At 32.3% G+C, this 19,415-nt stretch carries 16 protein-coding genes and 2 pseudogenes; 6 read left to right on the forward strand and 12 right to left on the reverse strand.

Going from position 1 to position 19,415, the window contains the following annotated elements; all coding sequences use genetic code 11:
- Positions 1-125 precede the first annotated feature (125 nt).
- On the forward strand, positions 126-350 hold the full coding sequence (gene tatA / locus CD147_RS02000; protein WP_103165777.1) for a twin-arginine translocase TatA/TatE family subunit: 225 nt from the start codon (positions 126-128) through the stop codon (positions 348-350).
- A complete protein-coding gene (tatC, locus tag CD147_RS02005) occupies positions 301-1,047 on the forward strand; it encodes a twin-arginine translocase subunit TatC (RefSeq protein WP_103165778.1) in 747 nt (248 codons plus the stop codon). Before tatA ends, tatC begins: the two co-directional genes overlap by 50 nt.
- 83 nt (positions 1,048-1,130) lie before the next feature.
- Here tatC and CD147_RS02010 read toward each other — a convergent pair whose 3' ends face one another.
- Genes CD147_RS02010 through efeO form a run of 3 tightly spaced genes read right to left on the reverse strand, consistent with a single transcriptional unit; the run spans position 1,131 to position 4,949 of the window.
- Positions 1,131-2,876 (reverse strand): FTR1 family iron permease, encoded by a 1,746-nt coding sequence (locus CD147_RS02010; RefSeq protein ID WP_103165779.1) that lies wholly within the window; start codon positions 2,874-2,876, stop codon positions 1,131-1,133.
- Positions 2,857-4,083: an iron uptake transporter deferrochelatase/peroxidase subunit gene (efeB, locus tag CD147_RS02015; protein ID WP_103165780.1), complete on the reverse strand. Its 1,227-nt coding sequence runs from the start codon at positions 4,081-4,083 to the stop codon at positions 2,857-2,859. Before efeB ends, CD147_RS02010 begins: the two co-directional genes overlap by 20 nt.
- Positions 4,080-4,949, reverse strand: coding sequence for an iron uptake system protein EfeO (efeO, locus tag CD147_RS02020; RefSeq protein WP_103165781.1), 870 nt, complete (start codon positions 4,947-4,949; stop codon positions 4,080-4,082). The genes efeB and efeO overlap by 4 nt, the downstream gene beginning before the upstream one ends.
- Before the next feature lie 380 nt (positions 4,950-5,329).
- Here efeO and CD147_RS02025 point away from each other — a divergent pair, with 380 nt between their 5' ends.
- Positions 5,330-6,325 carry an acrylyl-CoA reductase family protein gene (locus CD147_RS02025; RefSeq protein WP_103165782.1) on the forward strand — a complete coding sequence of 332 codons (996 nt, stop codon included), beginning with the start codon at positions 5,330-5,332 and terminating at the stop codon, positions 6,323-6,325.
- A gap of 368 nt (positions 6,326-6,693) precedes the next feature.
- Here the strand turns inward: CD147_RS02025 and CD147_RS02030 are convergent, their stop codons facing one another.
- From CD147_RS02030 to CD147_RS02065, 8 genes and pseudogenes are all read right to left on the reverse strand, one after another.
- A complete protein-coding gene (locus CD147_RS02030) occupies positions 6,694-7,095 on the reverse strand; it encodes a GNAT family N-acetyltransferase (RefSeq protein ID WP_103165783.1) in 402 nt (133 codons plus the stop codon).
- A gap of 25 nt (positions 7,096-7,120) precedes the next feature.
- The gene (locus tag CD147_RS02035; RefSeq protein WP_103165784.1) at positions 7,121-8,152 is read right to left on the reverse strand and encodes an NAD(P)/FAD-dependent oxidoreductase; all 1,032 of its coding nucleotides are present in this window, start codon (positions 8,150-8,152) and stop codon (positions 7,121-7,123) included.
- Between the two features lie 373 nt (positions 8,153-8,525).
- Entirely contained in the window at positions 8,526-8,942 is a 417-nt protein-coding gene (locus CD147_RS02040; RefSeq protein WP_103165785.1) for a DUF2871 domain-containing protein, read from the reverse strand.
- A 154-nt stretch (positions 8,943-9,096) separates the two neighbouring features.
- Positions 9,097-9,708, reverse strand: coding sequence for a YcnI family protein (locus CD147_RS02045; RefSeq protein ID WP_103165786.1), 612 nt, complete (start codon positions 9,706-9,708; stop codon positions 9,097-9,099).
- 14 nt (positions 9,709-9,722) lie between these two features.
- Positions 9,723-10,970, reverse strand: coding sequence for a copper resistance CopC/CopD family protein (locus tag CD147_RS02050; protein ID WP_103165787.1), 1,248 nt, complete (start codon positions 10,968-10,970; stop codon positions 9,723-9,725).
- 345 nt (positions 10,971-11,315) lie between these two features.
- Positions 11,316-12,671 carry an MATE family efflux transporter gene (locus CD147_RS02055; RefSeq protein ID WP_103165788.1) on the reverse strand — a complete coding sequence of 452 codons (1,356 nt, stop codon included), beginning with the start codon at positions 12,669-12,671 and terminating at the stop codon, positions 11,316-11,318.
- Between the two features lie 199 nt (positions 12,672-12,870).
- Positions 12,871-13,299 (reverse strand): MarR family winged helix-turn-helix transcriptional regulator, encoded by a 429-nt coding sequence (locus CD147_RS02060; RefSeq protein WP_103165789.1) that lies wholly within the window; start codon positions 13,297-13,299, stop codon positions 12,871-12,873.
- Positions 13,300-13,453: 154 nt separating this feature from the next.
- Positions 13,454-14,730: pseudogene (locus tag CD147_RS02065) on the reverse strand (ABC transporter permease).
- A gap of 165 nt (positions 14,731-14,895) precedes the next feature.
- Here CD147_RS02065 and CD147_RS02070 point away from each other — a divergent pair.
- Both CD147_RS02070 and CD147_RS02075 read left to right on the forward strand, forming a co-directional pair.
- Positions 14,896-15,510 carry a TetR/AcrR family transcriptional regulator gene (locus CD147_RS02070; RefSeq protein WP_103165790.1) on the forward strand — a complete coding sequence of 205 codons (615 nt, stop codon included), beginning with the start codon at positions 14,896-14,898 and terminating at the stop codon, positions 15,508-15,510.
- Positions 15,511-15,541: 31 nt separating this feature from the next.
- Complete coding sequence (locus CD147_RS02075; protein ID WP_103165791.1) at positions 15,542-16,483, forward strand: magnesium transporter CorA family protein; 942 nt, start codon at positions 15,542-15,544, stop codon at positions 16,481-16,483.
- A 106-nt stretch (positions 16,484-16,589) separates the two neighbouring features.
- On the opposite strand, the pseudogene CD147_RS02080 reads toward CD147_RS02075, so the two are convergent.
- A pseudogene (locus CD147_RS02080) lies at positions 16,590-18,032 on the reverse strand (sucrose-specific PTS transporter subunit IIBC).
- A gap of 206 nt (positions 18,033-18,238) precedes the next feature.
- Here CD147_RS02080 and CD147_RS02085 point away from each other — a divergent pair.
- The gene (locus CD147_RS02085; RefSeq protein ID WP_103165792.1) at positions 18,239-18,640 is read left to right on the forward strand and encodes a YbgA family protein; all 402 of its coding nucleotides are present in this window, start codon (positions 18,239-18,241) and stop codon (positions 18,638-18,640) included.
- Positions 18,641-19,415: the final 775 nt, after the last annotated feature.

A 19,415-nucleotide genomic window follows, 5' to 3' on the forward strand; every position in this document is an offset into this window, starting at 1 on the left:
TATTATATTACTTTCAAACATTTAAATATATTTAATTTGTGAATAAGCAATTTTCTATTGATAATATTTATCAATGAGTATAAAGTAAAGATGATATTAGTATAAAATAGAGTGAGGTTTTTCCTATGTTCCAAGATATGTTTGTATTAGGCATTACAGGGCCTACCAGTTTAGTCATTATTAGTATAATTGCATTGATTATTTTCGGGCCTAAAAAGTTACCGCAATTCGGCAAAGCAATTGGAAGTACGTTAAAAGAATTTAAATCTGCCGCTGAGGATCTAGATTCAGATAATGTGCATGATACTCCCAGTAAAGAGTCTAAACAACAACGAGATCAGTCAAAATAGCTCGACCTTATTAGAGCACTTTGATGAATTACGTTCGAGAATTGTCAAAGTGTTCATTGCTTTTATTATTTCTGTCATTATCGTATATATTTCTTCTTATTGGTGGATGAAACCATTTATCCATTATATAAAACGCGCTCACGTTACACTACATGCTTTTTCGTTTACTGAAATGATACAGATTTACGTAATGATTATTTTCTTTGTAGCTTTATGTTTAATTATCCCGATTATTTTTTATCAATTATGGGCTTTTGTTGCGCCAGGGCTTCATCCTCATGAACGAGGATTTATTTATAAATATAGTATCTGGTGTGCATTATTATTTATTATTGGTGTTGTTTTCGCATTTTTCATAGGTTTCCCATTAATTATTAATTTTTCAATAAATCTATCAGCTATTTTAGACATTCAACCTGTTATTGGTTTTAAAGCTTATTTACATGAACTGATACGTTGGTTGCTTGTTTTCGGCTTATTGTTCCAACTACCGACCTTATTTATGGGTTTAGCTAAATTTGATTTAATTGATATCAAAGAGCTTAAAAAGTATCGTAAGTATATCTATTTTGGATGCTTTGTAGTTGCAAGCATTATAGCGCCACCAGATTTGACGTTAAATTTATTACTTACATTACCTTTAATCATACTGTTTGAATTCAGTATGTTAATTGCTAAAATTACACATCGCACATAATTTCAAATATTAAATTATCCATATTAAATAGCCTCGAGTGAGTGTCATTCTAGAACTCATTCGAGGCTTTAGTTAGTCAACTTTTATTTAACGGGTGTTTCTTTTTTATCTTTACGATTCTTCAAAACAAAGAAAATAATTAATATAATATAAATCAATTGTGCTACAATCGTTTCAACACTTGGATAGAAACCAATAATGCTTATTGTAGGTAAGCCCTCAATACTATGTTGCGGAACAGTGCCTAATAATTGCAATTTTTGAATACTTACACCAAGCATCTTGAATGCCATTACAAAGATTAATATTGATAGTACTCTAAAGATGTAATAAATAGGAATAAGTTTCACTATAAATCTGAATAGGAATGCAAAGATAATTAGGATGACTATGGCTAAAGCGATACCAAGTACGAAATCCCATGTCGTAATGCTACCAATCATACCCATATAGAAAATAATTACCTCTACACCTTCACGTAAAACTGAAATTAATCCAATTGTACCTAAAAGCAATAGATTTCCATTACTAATCGCACTTTGATACATATTTTGAATCATTTCATTCCATCGTTGTGCACTTGAACGGCGATGCATCCAGATACCAACGACATACATCAATACGACGGCTATAATACCAAGTACCGCTTCCATACCTTCGCGTAATAAACCGTTATTACCTAGTGTTTGAATAAAGACAATGGCTAGCGTAATACTTAGAATTAATCCTAAAATACCACCACCAATAACACTAGCAGTACCTTTAGTATCTTTGACGTTCCGTGTCATAGTTGTTAATGTCATGATTATTAATAATACTTCTAAACCTTCACGTAGGAAGATAATCATAACATCTACAAATGAGTAACTGTCTTGGCCTACTGTATCTTTAATATCTGAATTAATTTCTTGTAAGCCTTTTTTAACTCTATCTTTATTACTATTATCTAAAATACTTTGATAATATGGAATTTTATCCTCAATCGTTGTATACAATGAACCATTCTTAGTTTGAATTTTACCTTCAACGTATGGCCATACTTGTACAAATTTAGACAAAGCATCATCAGTTTGAGTTAAATTATTATCTTCAATACCTTTAATAGCTTTATCTAATTCATCATTTAATTGTGTAACTTTGTATTTACCAGATTCTTCATTTGATTGCTTTTGATCAACTGTATCAATACTCGATTTGAATGTTGTCCATGCGTTATCTGCCTTTTTAGCATTAAATGGTTCTTTTTGAACCGCTACACGGAATTGCATCAAGTTAACTTCGATTTGACCATATTTACCTTCATCATAGTTACGAATAGATGTTTCATGGCTCGTCCAAATCTGATTTAAACTGTTGTTGATAGATTGTAATTCAGATGTATTTTTACTTTTAATTGCATCCTTTACTTTGTTATCTTTTGAATCAACTTGTTGTTTTAAAGTTTTTATTTCACCAGAGACATCTTTAGTCGACACAGCATTTTCATATGCAATAAGTGATTTCGTCAGTTCTGATAAGTTATTGTCCTGTTTATTTAGCGAAGATGTGTGATCAAGATCTTTTAGTTTTGATTTAACATCTTTACCTTCTTTATTATTTTTAATATCTAAAGCATTTACCTTTGCTTTAATATCTTCAACGGCTTTTTTCTTTTCTTTATCGCTTTTATCTTTATCTTCTATGGTAGATTTAGCATCAGTAATGGCAACATACACATCGCTTATATTGCTATCTTCAGCTGCATGAACTTGTGTAAGTGAAGGTGTAATTCTCATTACTGTGGAGATAAGTGCTATAGCGATTAATAGTTTAACTAAATAAGGTTTCACCGAGATAGCCTCCTTTTTTTACACCTGGCAAGACAATAAAGGATGCAGAACCTCGATGTGTAATATATTCATTTAATTTATCTTTATGGCCTAAATTATTTTGAATATCAATAAACTGTTGGGTAGACTTTTGGAAACAAATAAACATTAGTCCTGTTTCCAAAGCACCTGTTTTAGCATTTGTACCATCCGTATAATTATAAGCACGACGTTTAATTGATGTCTTAACTTCACGTGCTAAACGCGCATGTGCATTAGGATCAATAACATAATTACCACTACTATCTTTAGCATCTAAATCTAGATTTTCAAATTCTTTTTTTCCGGTTAAAGGCGCGCCAGAAGCTCGTTTACGTCCGAAAGTCGCCTCTTGCTCATCTAGAGAGGTACGATCCCAAGTTTCAATATGAATTTGGATACGTCTAATAATGCAATAGGTACCATTTTTAGCCCAACCATCATTAATAAAGACATAATCTTTTAGTTCATCATTCTTTCGTGGATTAACCGTGCCATCTTTAAAAGCCATAAGATTTCTCGGTGTTTCTTCTAACTTTCCTGATACGAATCCATTTTGAGACCATTTCATTTTAACAATATCTCTAAAAGGACGAATTAAATTATGAATCGCATGAAATGAAACCTGTGGGTCGTTAGAACAAGCTTGAATCATTATATCCCCATCACTATATTCATCATCTAATTGATCATTTGGAAAATGTGGTAAGTCTTTAAAGCCTGATGGGATTTTAGACGACAAGCCTACTTTCTTCAAAAAAGATTTACTAACACCATACGTTAACGTTAACTTGCTAGCACCTAGTCCAATTGATTCGCCTGTATCTACTGGCGGTAACAATTCATTTTGACTATCTTTTTCAGCAGGTTCACCATCAGTCATATTAACTGACATTTGCGTCCATTTTTTAAACATATCTTTAATTGCACTTTTATCTTTAGTCTTTAAGTCTAAAGCTACGAAATTACAGTTTTTCTGTGTAGGCGTCGTTATACCTGCTTGTACACGCCCATAAAATTCAAAGGCATCTTTATCTTCGTTCTCAGGTGTATCAAACATTGACTTAAAAGAGAAAATGCTACCTGCACCACTAGCGCCGATAACTACACCGGCGCCACCTATACCTAGCATTTTTAAAAAAGAACGACGTGAAACGTTTGAATTTTGTTGTTCGTCTATCTTACTCATTCTGTAACCACAGCCATTTTACTTAGCGGTTCACCAAGAGAGTTTACAGCGTCAGATAAAGCTTTTCTATCTTCTTTTGTTACTGCGCTATAATCTTTATAACCGTCACCATCTTTATACTTATCTAACAAGCTATTTACTTTATCAAAGTTCTTTTGAATATCTTTACTTAAGTTTTTATCTTTTTTCTCTAATTCAGGTTTAAATAATTCGTAAATTTTTTGTGCACCTTCAATGTTGGCTTTGAAATCGTACAAGTCAGTATGAGAATAGATTTCTTCCTCACCTGTAATCTTAGATGTAGATACTTCGTTTAATAAGTCAACTGATCCTTGTAACATTAATTTAGGTGTAATATCTAACGTATCTACTTTAGCATCTAGTTCTTTAGCATCTTTCAATAATTGATCTGCATCTTTTTTAGTCGTTTCATCTATTTTGTTATCTTGGTAAAGAGACTTTTCAATTTTATGGTAGCCAGTCCATTTATCTGCTTTATTTTCTTCTTTCATATCTGCTAAACGTGCATCAATTTTAGGATCTAAATCACCGAATGCTTCCGCAACAGGTTCAGAACGTTCATAATACATACGTACTTTAGGATATAATTCTTTAGCTTTTTCCATATTATTATCTTTGACTGCTGATACAAATTGCTCTGTACCATCTAAGAATTTATCAAGTTGATTATCTGTGTACTTTTTATACTCTTTTGTAGCTTTATCTAACGCTTTATTATTTTCACTCTTACTACTTGAGTTTTGTGATGAGCTATCTTTGTTACTACTATCATCATTGTGGTCGTTCGTTCCACATGCTGCTAAAAGTAATGATGACGCTAATAAAATAGTTGGTAATTTTTTCATAATTTTTTCACCTCAGTTAAGTTTCAGTGATTATCTATCGACGCTGAATCTTTTAATTGAGAACGCTATAGCCATCTTGAAATTATTTAAAAAACCTATTCTATGCTAGCTCATTCAGAATGTTAGCCTACTCCCAATTTTACCCTTAGAAAACCCTTCAATTTCAATTGATAATCATTATCAGATTAATTATAAGTTTGTCTCTATTTTATGTCAATAACAATTCTATCTTAATTTTAATCAACAAAATTTTTATATTTTGATGAAACTTTAGTTTTAATATTTTTAGCTAACCTGATAACTCTTAAGAATGCATAAAATGCAATAAGGGTATATAATTTAAAGTTGGAATTTTATTTTTTTAAAAGGAGTCATAACATATGAGCACACAATTCAAAGCATTTTTAGTGGATCAAAATGAAAAAGGCCAAATTAATAGTGATTATAAACAAATGACTACTGATGATCTATCTGAAGGTAATGTACTAATTAAAGTACACTATTCAGGTATTAACTATAAAGATGCCTTAGCAATAACTGACAATAATAATATCGTTAAATCATACCCAATGGTTCCTGGTATCGATTTAGCAGGCGTCGTAGTAGAATCTGATGACCCTACTATTGAAAAGGGTGAAGAAGTAATTGCGACAAGTTATGCCTTAGGTGTTAGTCATTATGGTGGATTCAGTGAGTATGCTAGAGTGAAATCGGATTGGATTGTTAAACTTCCAGATAACCTCACTTTAGAAGAAGCGATGATTTATGGTACAGCTGGCTATACTGCAGGATTAGCAATTGAAAAATTAGAAAAAGCAGGTTTTATGACACTTGAAGGTGGAGAAGTCCTAGTTCGTGGAGCTTCAGGTGGCGTAGGATCATTAGCAGTTATGATGCTTTCTAACTTAGGTTACAAAGTCATCGCAAGTACAGGTAATAAAGAAGCTACTAATAAATTAGAACAATTAGGGGCTAAAGATATTATCAATCGCATTACTGACAACGACGATAAGCCACTCGGTTCACGTACATGGCAAGCTGCGATTGATCCAATTGGTGGCGAAGGTACACCTTATGTAGCTAAACATATTGATAATAATGGTGGCGTCGCACTCATTGGTTTAACTGGGGGATTGAATTTTAGCACAACAGTTCATCCATTTATTTTAAGAGGTGTTAGCCTTGTAGGTATCGACTCAGTATTTACACCTATGAAATTACGTGAACGCGTGTGGAGACGTTTAGCTACAGATTTAAAATCAGATCAATTACATGATATTAAACGTGTCGTTTCATTTTCTGACTTACCAGACGCTATTGAAACAGTATTAAACCATGAAAATACAGGCCGCATCGTTATCGACTTTAATAAATAAAAGTATATAATATCTTAAGAGAAAAAATACAATTCTAATTTAAGGTTGAATTGAAATATAAAATCATATGCAATTAACGCAGTATTATTGGCGAGACTCCCGAGGGAATTGGATGAGCGTCGAGACCGTGGCTCGACCTGGCAGTAGTTGTCTGAAATGAAGATTCGTTCGAGCCTCACTTCCTTCATTTCTAGTCAACCTTGCCGGGGTGGGACTACGAAATCTTAGAAATTGCATTAGATTTCTGTCCCGCTCCCCCCTATGAAAGCTTCGTCAGATAATACGTAGTTTATAAAACTAAACTATTGTTAAATAAAAATGGCTTGAAAGGAATTCATTTAGAACTCCTTGCAAGCCATTTTAATGCTTTAATAAACGATATACATGCCACCTGATTTAGGTTCTGTCGATTTAAAGCCTAATTTCTCATATAACTTATCTGCAGGATAATCAGCAATTAAACTTACATAAGTTCCTTTCATAGCAATCGATTCAATATAAGTCATTACTTTTTCAAGAATAATTCTACCATAACCTTGACCTTGGTATGCTGGATCCACAGCTATATCAACAATTTGAAAGGCAGTACCTCCGTCACCAATCACCCTACCCATACCAATAAGTACATTATCATCATAAATCGTTATACTATAACAAGCGTTAGGTAGCCCTTTAAGTGCCGCTTCTTCTGATTTCGGACTCATCCCTGCTTTCACTCGTAAATCACAATATGCTCTAGGTTTAGGTGGCTCATTCGAGTAGCGAATCATCATTTTCCCCCTCTTATCTCACTAGCTATAGATATTGATTAATAACCGCTCTATTAGATTCTTTGAAAATGTCGTTATGACTTGAAACGTAGCCTTCTTTGTAGGCATCGGGTTCAATATACGTTTTAGCTAAGTTAGCGGCATTACCCGCATCACTAAAGGCACTCGCAATCAAATGAACTTTCGCCTCATGATGAACAACGTCACCACAAGCAAAGATACCTGGAATGCTCGTAGTAGTATTGCCAAAGCCTTTGACGCGATATTCATCATGTAAATCAAACTTAGAAGTACACTCTTTTAATAATGGGTTTTCATGATCGAAACCATGGCTAATAATTACATCATCGAATGATTGGGTAATGACGTCACCAGTTTCAATATTTTTTAATTGTACTTCTCGAATTCGCTCGCAATCTGTATCACCAATAAGTTTATTAATTTGGGTTTTAGGAAGCAGTTTGACATTTAAATCTTCTAGAACATTAATCATTGCTTCATAACCACGGATTTCTGGTTTTCTATATATTAAAGTGACAGATTGTGCTATTTCAGCTAAATCTCTTGCCCAATCAAGTGCAGTATTCCCTCCACCTGAGATTAAAATATTTTTATCTTTAAACTTGGAGAACGATTGTACTACATAATGCAGATTCGTGAGTTGATAACGTTCAGCATCTTCAATATCAAGTGGTTTAGGATTAATAATCCCACCACCTACAGCAAAAATAACTGCTTTAGATTCATAGATATTGCCTTGGTCAGTCTCTACTTCAAAATGACGTTCTTGTAATTTGCGAATATCTATTACGCGTTCATTTAAATTAACTTCTGGATTAAAATGTAGTCCCTGTTTAATTGTATCTTTAATAATTTCGTAACATGGCTTAGGTGCTACACCTCCAATATCCCAAATAATCTTTTCAGGATAGATTTGCATCTTGCCGCCTAATTTATCTTGAACATCGATAATTCTTACTGACATCCCACGTAATCCGGAGTAAAAACTGGCAAAAAGACCTGCAGGGCCTCCTCCAATTATTGTTACATCTTGCATACGATTTCCTCCCAAGGCTCTCTCTATTTTTAAATGATAACAATTATCATTAATTTTCATTCATTATACTATATGTTGATTTAATATTGAAGAAATGCCGTTTGTCTATCATACATCTTTTCACTAAAAAATTGACGGGAGCAAAATTAGCTCTCAATTTATATTAAATTATGACGTATCTGGCGGGAATCTTGCTTGAGGTACAACGCTTATCAGTTTTGTAAAACGTAAAATGTTAATGTTTTAATCTCAACTCAGTCGACTACTGCTAAAAATAGAGGCTGACCCATTTTATATTAATGACTCAGCCTCTTTAAAAATAATATTTAGGGAATGCTATCCCATTTCTTTTTGTAAATATTTGTATTACATATTAATCTTTTGGTTCTTTTAAAATGGCTTGACGCAATAAGAAGAAGAGTAACAATAACCCAGCTAGCATACCTGTATGACCAATACCTGCAAACCCAGCAAATGCTTCAGGTTGGAAACTTTTACCTATAACTTGGAATGTACCTTTAGTTACCATCATACCTATTGTGACAACTACTCCTAAATTATAAACAATAAAGAACCAATTGAATAAGTAATAACTACTTAGTTTAAATGACTTTTCAAGCGAAAGTAATATTAAGAACATAAACATACCTAAAATAAGGGTATGTGTGTGTACTACTGATAATTGTGTGTCGCCCGTAAAATGATGTGCTTTAGTCAATTCTCTGTAGTAAAAACCACTAAATAATCCAATTATCATATAGACTAAGAAAGCATATAATAATCTGCGCATATGAAAATCCTCCCTCACATTACTATTATAATTGAAAATAAGCATCTTTAAAGTGACAAAATATGTAAGAATATTGCTATATGAAAAAGGAACGAAACTAAAATCAAATTAAACTTCAAAGATTTTATAGTTTCGCTCCGACTAGATTAAATATCTATTTATTTCTTGAATGCTTGAATAAAGCTACTAATGATAAAATAATCGCTATGATTGAGACAATCCATAATGCGATTGAACCACCTGAACTTTGTTGTTCACTAGCCGTATCATTAGATTTTTCTTCTTTAACTGTTGTTGCATTAGCATCTTTTTTAACTTCTAGTGTTGGTGCTGGATGTTCACTGTCTTCTTTACCAGTCCATTTAACTTTATCGCCATTATCATATGATTGAATTGCTTTAAAAGTATATTTACCTTCTTCTTTAGGACTAGCTACTACAAGTGGAAAGTCCATAAATTCATCTGGACCAATACCTTTGTCTTTAGCTTTCCATGTAATTTTAGTGATATTTCCTTTTTTATCTTTGTCTAATTTATATTTGTAGCCTTCTACAGGTTGAATATTGACAACTTGAGCTTCTTTAGGAACTTCTAATTCGATTTTATCTGTATGATCTTTTTGTTCTACCGGAACACGTACATCAACGCGTTCATAAGATTCCGGTTCAACTGCTTTAGGGTTTAACGTAACATGGGCATCTGCGATTTTAAAGAAGCCCATTGTAAAGAAGAGTACTAAACTCGTTGCTAATAATTTTTTTATCATCTTTTTTCTCCTTCTTATGGAATACTAATTTGACTCATAATTACTCCAATAAGTATCAAAATCACACCTATTGTGACTTCAACAATCAATGAAACTTTATTTACTCTATTTCGACGGTTTAATGCACGAGTCGTTTGCATGAAACCTAATCCCATCATAATAAACGTACCTACGACTTTAACAATTAAGAATATAGTCCATGTTTGCATATTTGACCAGATTGAAAGAATTTTAGTTTCATCTATAGACATTAATATACCAGAAAGAATAATAAGCGCTACTGCACTTGCATTAACTTTGAATAGGATTTCACGTAATAAATCCACAGCATCTTTCTTTCTAGTAAATACTGAAACCAAGAGATAGACCAGTGCGCCTAACCATAAACTAATACCATTTAAGTGTATCGTTCTAAGTAGAAGTGACCAAAGTGGCACACTTTGCGACCATGCATGTCCAGACATACTTAACGCTAATATCATCGCAATCGATATAATCCAATACCATGATTTTTCCATATTACGTAATACAAATAAACCACTTAAGATAATTAATGCAATTGAACTTAAAATATAAGGGAATTGAATTAATGTATTAGGGTTAAGCGTGAGTATTGCGTCTAACACGTCTGACGATAAGGTCATTAAATATAAGACGAGAGACATCAAATATCCCATCATCATAATTAATGATACTGCTAAATGTCTTGGAAAAATATCGAATGTAGATAAATTATTACGACGTGCAATACCATTTAACCAATAAAGTCCGACTAATAAAATTGTAGCGCCTTCCGCTATGTATCGTAATAATCCAAACCAAAAGTCTGGCGTTTCATAAAAAGCAGGTGAAGTATCTACGCCATTAGCTGTTTTTTCTCCGACAGAAAATTCAAATCGATCACCAATTTCGTGGCCATCAGCTGAAACGGTATGCCACTCAATTTGATGGGTACCCTCTCCTACTTTATCAGCAGGAAACGTTAATACCTGAGAATGACCTGTTGTCGTCGGGTCAATGTCAGCAATCTTATTACCTTTATCATTATATATAGTAAGGCCTGAATAATCGGCATTAACAGGTTCGTTAAATGTCAGTTCAATAGTATCAGGCTTTTTAGATACTACCCCATTTTGTGAAGGCGTTGTTTTTTCTAAAGTAGCGTGTGCAGATGCAATGTTTTGAACGTTTGGAACTAGAACAAATAAAAGCATCATCATAATTGCTAAAACTACTTTGGAACTTCGCTTAATTTTCACCATTGACGTCCCCCATAAAAATTTACTCATTTATTAATAATAAGATAATACATGCTATTTAACAATAATAATTCTAATTTGTCACTTTTTATCCAAAAAAGAGGGAGCGGGACAGAAAGCTAATGTAATTTCCAAGATTTCGTCGTCCCGCCCCGGCAAGGTTGACTAGAAATGAAGAAAGTGAGATTCGAACGCATCTTCATTTCAGACAACTACTGCCAAATTTCAAAGATTTCGTCGTCCCGCCCCGGCAAGGTTGGCTGGAGATGAAGAAAGTACGATTTTAACGTATTTTCATTTCAGACAACTACTGCCAAATCATATAGCTTAGGAGATAATAATTAGCACCTATTCTTCAACTAAAGCTTGAGTGTCAACAGTAAGACGATTTCTTAATAAATAAACAATAAGCATAGCTAATAACGCACAAATTGTTTCGGCAATCAGTAATGACCAAATCACACCAACTAAGCCAAATAAAGCATTCATTACAAATAATACCGGAATAATAATTGTACCTTGTGCAATGGCCATAATAGTTGCTCCACGGCCTTGTCCAGTTGCTTGTAACATGCCAGTAAACAAGAAGCCAATACCATTTAATAATAATGATGTCATTGTCACTTTAAGAATAAATGTAGCTAATGTAACAATTTGTGAGTCAGTACTAAATAATTGAACGATTGAATGACCAAATAATAAAACTATTGTCATACATATAGCAAAGATAATCGCGATAGTCATAATAACAACTTTAATTGTATCTTTCATACGCGTTTTATTAGAAACAAAATTATAAGCAATTAGCGGTACTACACCTTCAGAAAGTCCCATAATAATTAATTCAGGAAATTGTACAAGTCTAAATGAAATACCATAACTTGCGATGGCATTATTGCCATAGTGTGCTAAGAATAAGTTTAATACTAAACCAGTTACACCCATTAGTACTACCATTAAGAAGGCTGGAATACCAATTTTAAACACTTCTTGCATAAGCGCTTTTGTTGGTTTTGCAAATTTAATATTTAATGATAGTGCATCGCTTTTTCTAGCAAAATAAATAACAAAGAATAATGCAGCTACTACATTTGAAATTGCAGTACCTAACGCCGCACCAATAACATCTAAATGAAAACCAAAAATTAAAATTGGATCTAAAATCATATTTAAAACGACGCTTGAAAGCATACCAACCATTGAAATAATTGGTTTACCAATAGCACGTGCAAATTGTTCAAGTACGAAGAATAAGATAACGAATGGTGTGCTTAGAAATTCTATTTTTAAATAGTCACTTGTATAGCGTAATGTTTCTCCACTTGCACCTAAAACACTCGCAATTTGATCAGTAAATGGCAATGTGATGATTGCTATAATCACACCTAAAATAATACTACTATAAATTGAGAAGCTACTTACGTAATTCGTTTTAGTATAATCTTTAGCGCCAAGCAAACGAGAAATATATGTTCCACCGCCTACACCAAATAAATTACCAAATGCCATTAACACTGCAAAAATTGGTAATGTTAAAGAAATGGCTGAAATCATATGGCTATTGTCTAAAAAACCGATAAAATAAACATTTAAAATACCATATATCACACTTAATAATGACCCTATCATCATAGGTAAAGAAAAGTGCATCAATGCTTTAATAATTGGTGATTCTTCAAAATAATATAATTGTTCGTCTTTCATTTCCATAATCTCCTTTAAATATTAGATATCTAATAATTAGATATCTAACTATACGTTGAAAAAGATAGCGGGAGCGAAACCTATTTGAATAAACTATTTTCGTCTTCCCACTTTAGCAATAGTAACTATCGTCTAACTTAAATTAGTCAAATATTTTATATTAAATTAAGACTACTTATAATGCTATTAAAGTCTTATATTAATTAGCTTTTTTAATATTATCTAACATACGCTCAAACAAACTACTCAACTGCGCTTTTTCTTCTTCCTTAAAATCTTTAACTAAAATCGCTTCTATTTCACCAAAAATACTAACAAATGATTCTACAAGTTCATTACCTGCATCTGTAAGTTTTAAATTTTTACGTCTTGAGTCATTAGGATCAACCATGCGATAAATAAACCCCTTATTCTCCAAGCTTTTCAAAGTTGAACTTACTGTAGACCCCTTACGTTGAAATGTTTTAATTAGTTCATTTTGCGTTATACTTCGTTCTTTATGACGATACATATAACCTAGCGTGTGACTCTGTTCTTGAGTAACATTATATTCATCTAGTTTATGATCAGCATAATTTTTCATTTCATGGGCTAACGTCCTTAATAAATATTGATATGTTAATTCCATATCTTCACCTCATTTAGTTAGATATCTAACGAATATAATACTCTCTTTCCCGATATAGTCAATCGATATATTAAAGTTTAAATATTCAGTTTATTTATCATTAAAATCAATCCTCAATATAATATATAGCTATACTACATTGAGGAAAAAATGATTATGCTGGGATTTCAGTACGTTTAGTACTATGTTTTCTGACGATAGCTGCTACTAAACTAGATACTGCTCCAAAGATAATAAATCCAATCATCATCCACATTGTTGAATTCATTTCAATAGGATGTCCCATATAAATGATTTGTCTTAGTGTTGTTGTATAGTGTGTGAATGGGTCAATGTCATATACCCATGTTTGATAACCTTTAGGAAGCATCTGTTTTGGTAATGTAATCAGTTGCATACTAAAGAACATTAATAATACAAAGATTGGGAGTGATTTCATACCAAGCTATACCATGATACCTAAGATTAACCCGATAAATCCTAAGATTGAAATAGCTAAGAAGATTGCTACACGATTAGTATGAACAAATTCAAAGCCTAATACACCATGCATGAAGTAAACATACGCGAAACTTGCAACAAACGCTGTAACAACTGCTAATAACATTTGACCAAATGACGCAATGATTCTGTGTTGAATTTTAAAGTTGTTACTAGTTCTGAATGCAAAGAATAATAATACTGATGCTACTAATGAACTCATCCATACTGGCATAAACATTAAGAATGGAGCATTACCGCCACCTTGGTGATCTTTAACTTTATTAATTGTTTTGTTATCCACTTTAACTGGATTAGTTATACCTTTAATATCTGAAGCATTCACTTTCACATCTTGTTTTTCTAATGTTTTAAGCTTTGAGATGTAATTTGTTTATTTAAATTACTACCCATACCATCTAAAACATTGCCTGTAATTTGAGATGCTTGCATACTTGCACCTTTATTTACAATTGTTTTGAATGTTGCTTTTTTAACGTCAACTTTTTGGTTACCCATTTTTTCTTGCATTTGTTTGGCAGCAGCTGCTGGTACTTCTCCAGATTCCACTTTCTCTTTCATTTCAGCCTTTTTGCTATCCATTACTACTTTTTGTGTTTTACTCATCGCATTTTTAGAAAAGTCTTTATTAAAAATAGCTGCCCCGTAATATTTTTCATCTTCAAGACCTTTTTTAATATCTGATTCTTTGTCCACTTTAACCCATTTAACAGTGTCTGAATCACTATCCATTAATTTATCTTCAATTTTATTCCCGATATTTACTTTATTACCTTGAATGTCTACACCTTTGTCATTATTAACTATTGCGATTGGCATTTATTTAGGTTTAGGGTTAAACGCAGGATAGAATGCCAAAGCGAATAATGCTAATAATGCAATCGCTGCAATTGGTGCAAGCCATAGTAATTTACTTTTAAAAATATTCATGAATATTATACCTCCTTAAATTTACTGAACAATGTGTTGAATATTTAGTACGTTGTAAATTATAATAAGGAGGTTAAAAATTAACAATAGTCAATTATTTGCATACCGTATGTTATTGAACATATTTTATATTATTGTCTATTAACTATCAGGAGGTCGTTATTTATGAAAGAAGATAGGCGTGTTCGTAAAACTAAGACGGCCATTAAAAAAGCTTTTACAGATTTGCTAAAACAAAAAGATCTCGACAAGATAACTATTCAAGATATTTCAAATTTAGCTGATATTAATCGTGGAACTTTTTATTTACATTACGAAGACAAATATTCTCTTTTAGATGATATGGAAGATGAATGTATTGGTGAAATTGAGTCATTATCTCAATTTAATCAATTAGAAGGCAATAACCCCGAAGATATCGCAAATATGTTCATAAACGATATTTTGTCCAATATTTTACAGCATATTGCTGATAACATGGAGTTTTATCACACTATCTTACAATTAGAGCGTAAAAGTAAATTGGAAAATAAAATTCACACTTTAATGCAAGAAAATATGCAAAATTTCATAAGCATTGACCATGAAATTGACGGCATACCTGAAATGTACTTTCATAGTTATGTGTCAGGTGCTACAATTTCAACTATTAAGTACTGGGTAAGAGATAATAACCGAATATCAGTTGAAGACTTAACACAACACATTTTCAAAATTATCTATAATGGACCACTCAGAATTATGGTTAAAAACCATTACAAGCGTACTAAAATTAACTAAAACTAAGAAAATATGAAAGGAATCATTAACCATGCTAACTGCATATAAACATTCAGCAACAAACGAAATTGTTGAAACTACGTTAGATCATTCTGCATCATGGATTAATGTTGTAGAACCTGAAAGAGAAGAAGTTGAAGAGTTAATTGAAAAATTTAATCTTCCTGAAGACTTTATTCGAGACCCATTGGATGCCGATGAAAGTGCGCGTATAGAATATGATGAAGATACAGGTTACTCCCTTATCATCATTGACTTACCTATTGTGAGTTCATCAAGTCGTCGCGTATTGTCTTTCGTTACCATTCCTTTAGGTATCGTTATCGGTAAGGGTCTTGTTCTAACGATTTGTGACGCTGAAAATGAATTTTTAGAAAATTACGCACGTCAAGATGACGTTAATTTAAAATATCACAGTCGTTTCGCGCTAGATATTTTACTAACGATTTCAAATCACTACAACAGAAATTTAAGACTTTTAAATAAATCACGAATTCGTATTGAACGTGAACTAAAAAATAATATTACGAATAAACAGCTTTATAAACTTATGGAAGTCGAAAAAAGCTTAGTCTACTTCTTAGCTGCTTTAAAAGGTAATGACACGGTAATTAAAAAATTATTCCGCTTACCTGCGATTAAGCGATTTGAAGATGATGAGGATTTATTAGAAGACTTAGTGATTGAAAATAACCAAGCGATTGAAACTACGGAATTGTATACTGGTATCTTAGAGAGTGTAACTACTTCGTATTCTTCTCTATTATCCAATGAAATGAATACAATTATGAAAACTTTAACTCTATTTACAGTTTTACTTACGTTACCTACCTTAGTATTTAGTTTCTTTGGTATGAACGTGCCACTTCCGATTGATGATAAAAGTTATGCCTCTTGGATTATTATCCTTGTCATATCCTTAATTCTTGTCACTATTGTTGGTATTTTCTTATGGCGTAAACAGAAACTTTAAATATTTTAAGAAGACAAATTAGAATTCATTCGCACTTCTAAAGTATAAACAAGGCAATTTCTATTCATATCATTAGAAATTGCCTTGTTTATTTATTACCCGCTCCTTATTCAACGGCAGCTTTATACATTTTTCTACGAGATAATATTAACGTAATAGTTACTGAAACAATAAATGCAATTAGCATACCTATAAAGTAATGTAACCAACCTGAATGTGCAGGATTAATTGAAATGAAACCTGGAAGTCCAGCAGTACCTAAGGCAATTGCTTTAACTTTAAAGAATGATATATATGCTGCGCCAACAGCTGAACCTACAATGGCACCAATAAATGGATATCTTAATTTTAAGTTAACACCAAACATAGCTGGTTCAGTGATACCTAATAATGCTGAAATACCTGCTGCGGAAGCGACACCTTTAAGTTTTTTATTATTTTTAATAATTAAGAATGCTGCTAAAGCTGCGCCACCTTGGGCAACGTTAGACATTGTAGCTATCGGGAAGATAAATGAACCTCCCGTTTTAGCTTGGTCTGCAATAAGCGTAGTTTCTACTGCTATAAAGCTATGATGCATACCTGTTATAACAATTGGCGCATAGAATAACCCGAAGATAAATCCACCAATGGCTCCACCGAATTCGTATAGCCAAGTTAAGCCGTCTGATAACCAGTAACCGAGTTGACGCGTAATAGGTCCTACAAATAAGAATGTTAGAAACGCTGTGACTAAGATAGATAATAACGGTGTTAGTAAATTATCTAATACTGTAGGTATGACTTTACGTAACCACTTTTCAATAGTAGCTAAGATATAAGCTGCAACTAACATCGGTAATACTTGCCCTTGGTAACCTACCTGATTTATATGTAAGCCAAATAAATCCCAATGTGGAATAGCTTTGCCTGCTTCTACTGCTTTTGGAAAATCGTACGCACTCATTAATGTTGGATGAACTAAAATCATACCTAATGCTGCGCCTAAGAATGGGTTGCCTCCAAAGCGTTTAGCAGCACTGAAGCCTATAAGTATCGGTAACAATGTAAATGGCGCATTCGCGAAGATATTAATCATTTCTGCTAAACCAGCAAATTGACTATGCACCTCGATAAACGATCGATTATCATAAAATAAGTCTGGGGCAGTTAGAAGATTATTAATCCCCATTAATAAACCACCTGCAACGATAGCAGGAATAATAGGAACAAAGATATCAGATAACATCTTCACAAAACGTTGTAAGGGGTTCATATTTTTCGAAGATTTATCTTTAACATCAGCAGTGGTTGATGCCTATTTACCAGTCAGTTTTTCTAATTCATTAAATACTTTATTGACCGTTCCAGAGCCAATAATAATTTGATATTGTCCCCCAGTTGAAAATGTTCCTTTAACTACATCCATGTTAGCTAATTGTTCTTCATCTACTTTACTCTCGTCATTTAGTACAAGTCTGAGCCTTGTAGCACAGTGAGCCATAGCATCTAAGTTTTCTTCTCCGCCAATAGCTTGTAATATATCTTCAGCTGATTGCTTATAATTCATTCAATTGTCCTCCTCTTCGATGGAACCGGTTCTAATACTTATCGATATTGTAACCGGTTCCAAAATAGAAAGCAATATCTTTTTTTAATTTTCTAAAATTAGACAAATTTAGTTATACAGACATGTACCTCGCACTTTTAGGGAAAATAAATAATAGAACTTGCGAATAAAATTAGTATAGTTAATGATTTTAAAGGAGATGACCTATGAAAGAACGTGGATATATTGAAAAGCTATGGAGAGAAGAAAAATATCATATTTTATTTCATAGCCAATATTATTATGAAGAAATTCGACAATTATTAAAAGATTCTCCTAGTTTAGAAGAGGTACAACATATGATTGATAAAGGACTTCGGGAAGAACCTACTAAAGGATCAATTATTAATACTTATGACCATATGTGGGGCTATTTTAAAAAGAAAGCTACTAGTTCTGAAAAAGCTCATTCTCTCTCGTTGAAAGAAGATTTTATCAACGACAATATTTCTAGCACCGAATTGCTTAATTTCCTAAAAACACTTGCCGATAAATACAAAGTTACTTATTTACAACAAAGTACTATCTTAAGAAATCAAAAAAATAAAGGGCCGAAAGCGAGACAATGAAATCTTGGAATGGCATAAGATTTCTGTCTTGCTCCTAGCCTCTTTTCATGTATTAATTCTATTCTTTCTATTAAAAGAATATTCTTTCATGTTTGCTACTAATAATGCCTATTGCTCATGATACAGATGCTTAGTCTGATTCTGTGATGAATGGTAGATAGTTGTGTTGTCTGACTTAATCTCATTATTAAGTGAATACTATTAACTATGTTGTTGAGTCATCATGAGGTTATTCAAATAGTATTCCTTAATTATCAATGTGGCTTGAATTTTGATTTGAGGTGGCAAGAGCGAAATTAACTATTTAAATTAACAATTAACTATTAGACTGCTCTATACACATTGATGTGAGAAGTGGAGTTCGCATCTGCATATGACAATTAAAAAAGAATATTGTGCTTATTCATTATATTCTAGGTGCTCATATTCTTTAAGTTGTTGTTCATTGATGTTTTATAGAATTAATACGTTCTAATTTCGAAAATTGACTAAGATTCTTGATTAGCTATATATTACCTATCATTTTATCTTAGACAATTTGTCTCGAAATCTATTTTTATTATGCACCGAATTAAATTTGTTTACGCTATTAAATGTATTCAAAACTACAACACTATATACTTAAAAATTTAATTATATTGTGTATCAAGAAAAATTTTTAACGCTTTCATAAAGAAATTGACAAAATATTTTTATTTTTGACTATTAATATTTCTCTATTTTTAATTTATAATAGCTCTTATTATTCACAATTCAATTAAATACTACTATTTTG

The sequence above is a fragment of the Staphylococcus devriesei genome (genome assembly GCF_002902625.1).
In the GTDB taxonomy this organism is placed as follows: Bacteria; Bacillota; Bacilli; order Staphylococcales; family Staphylococcaceae; genus Staphylococcus; species Staphylococcus devriesei.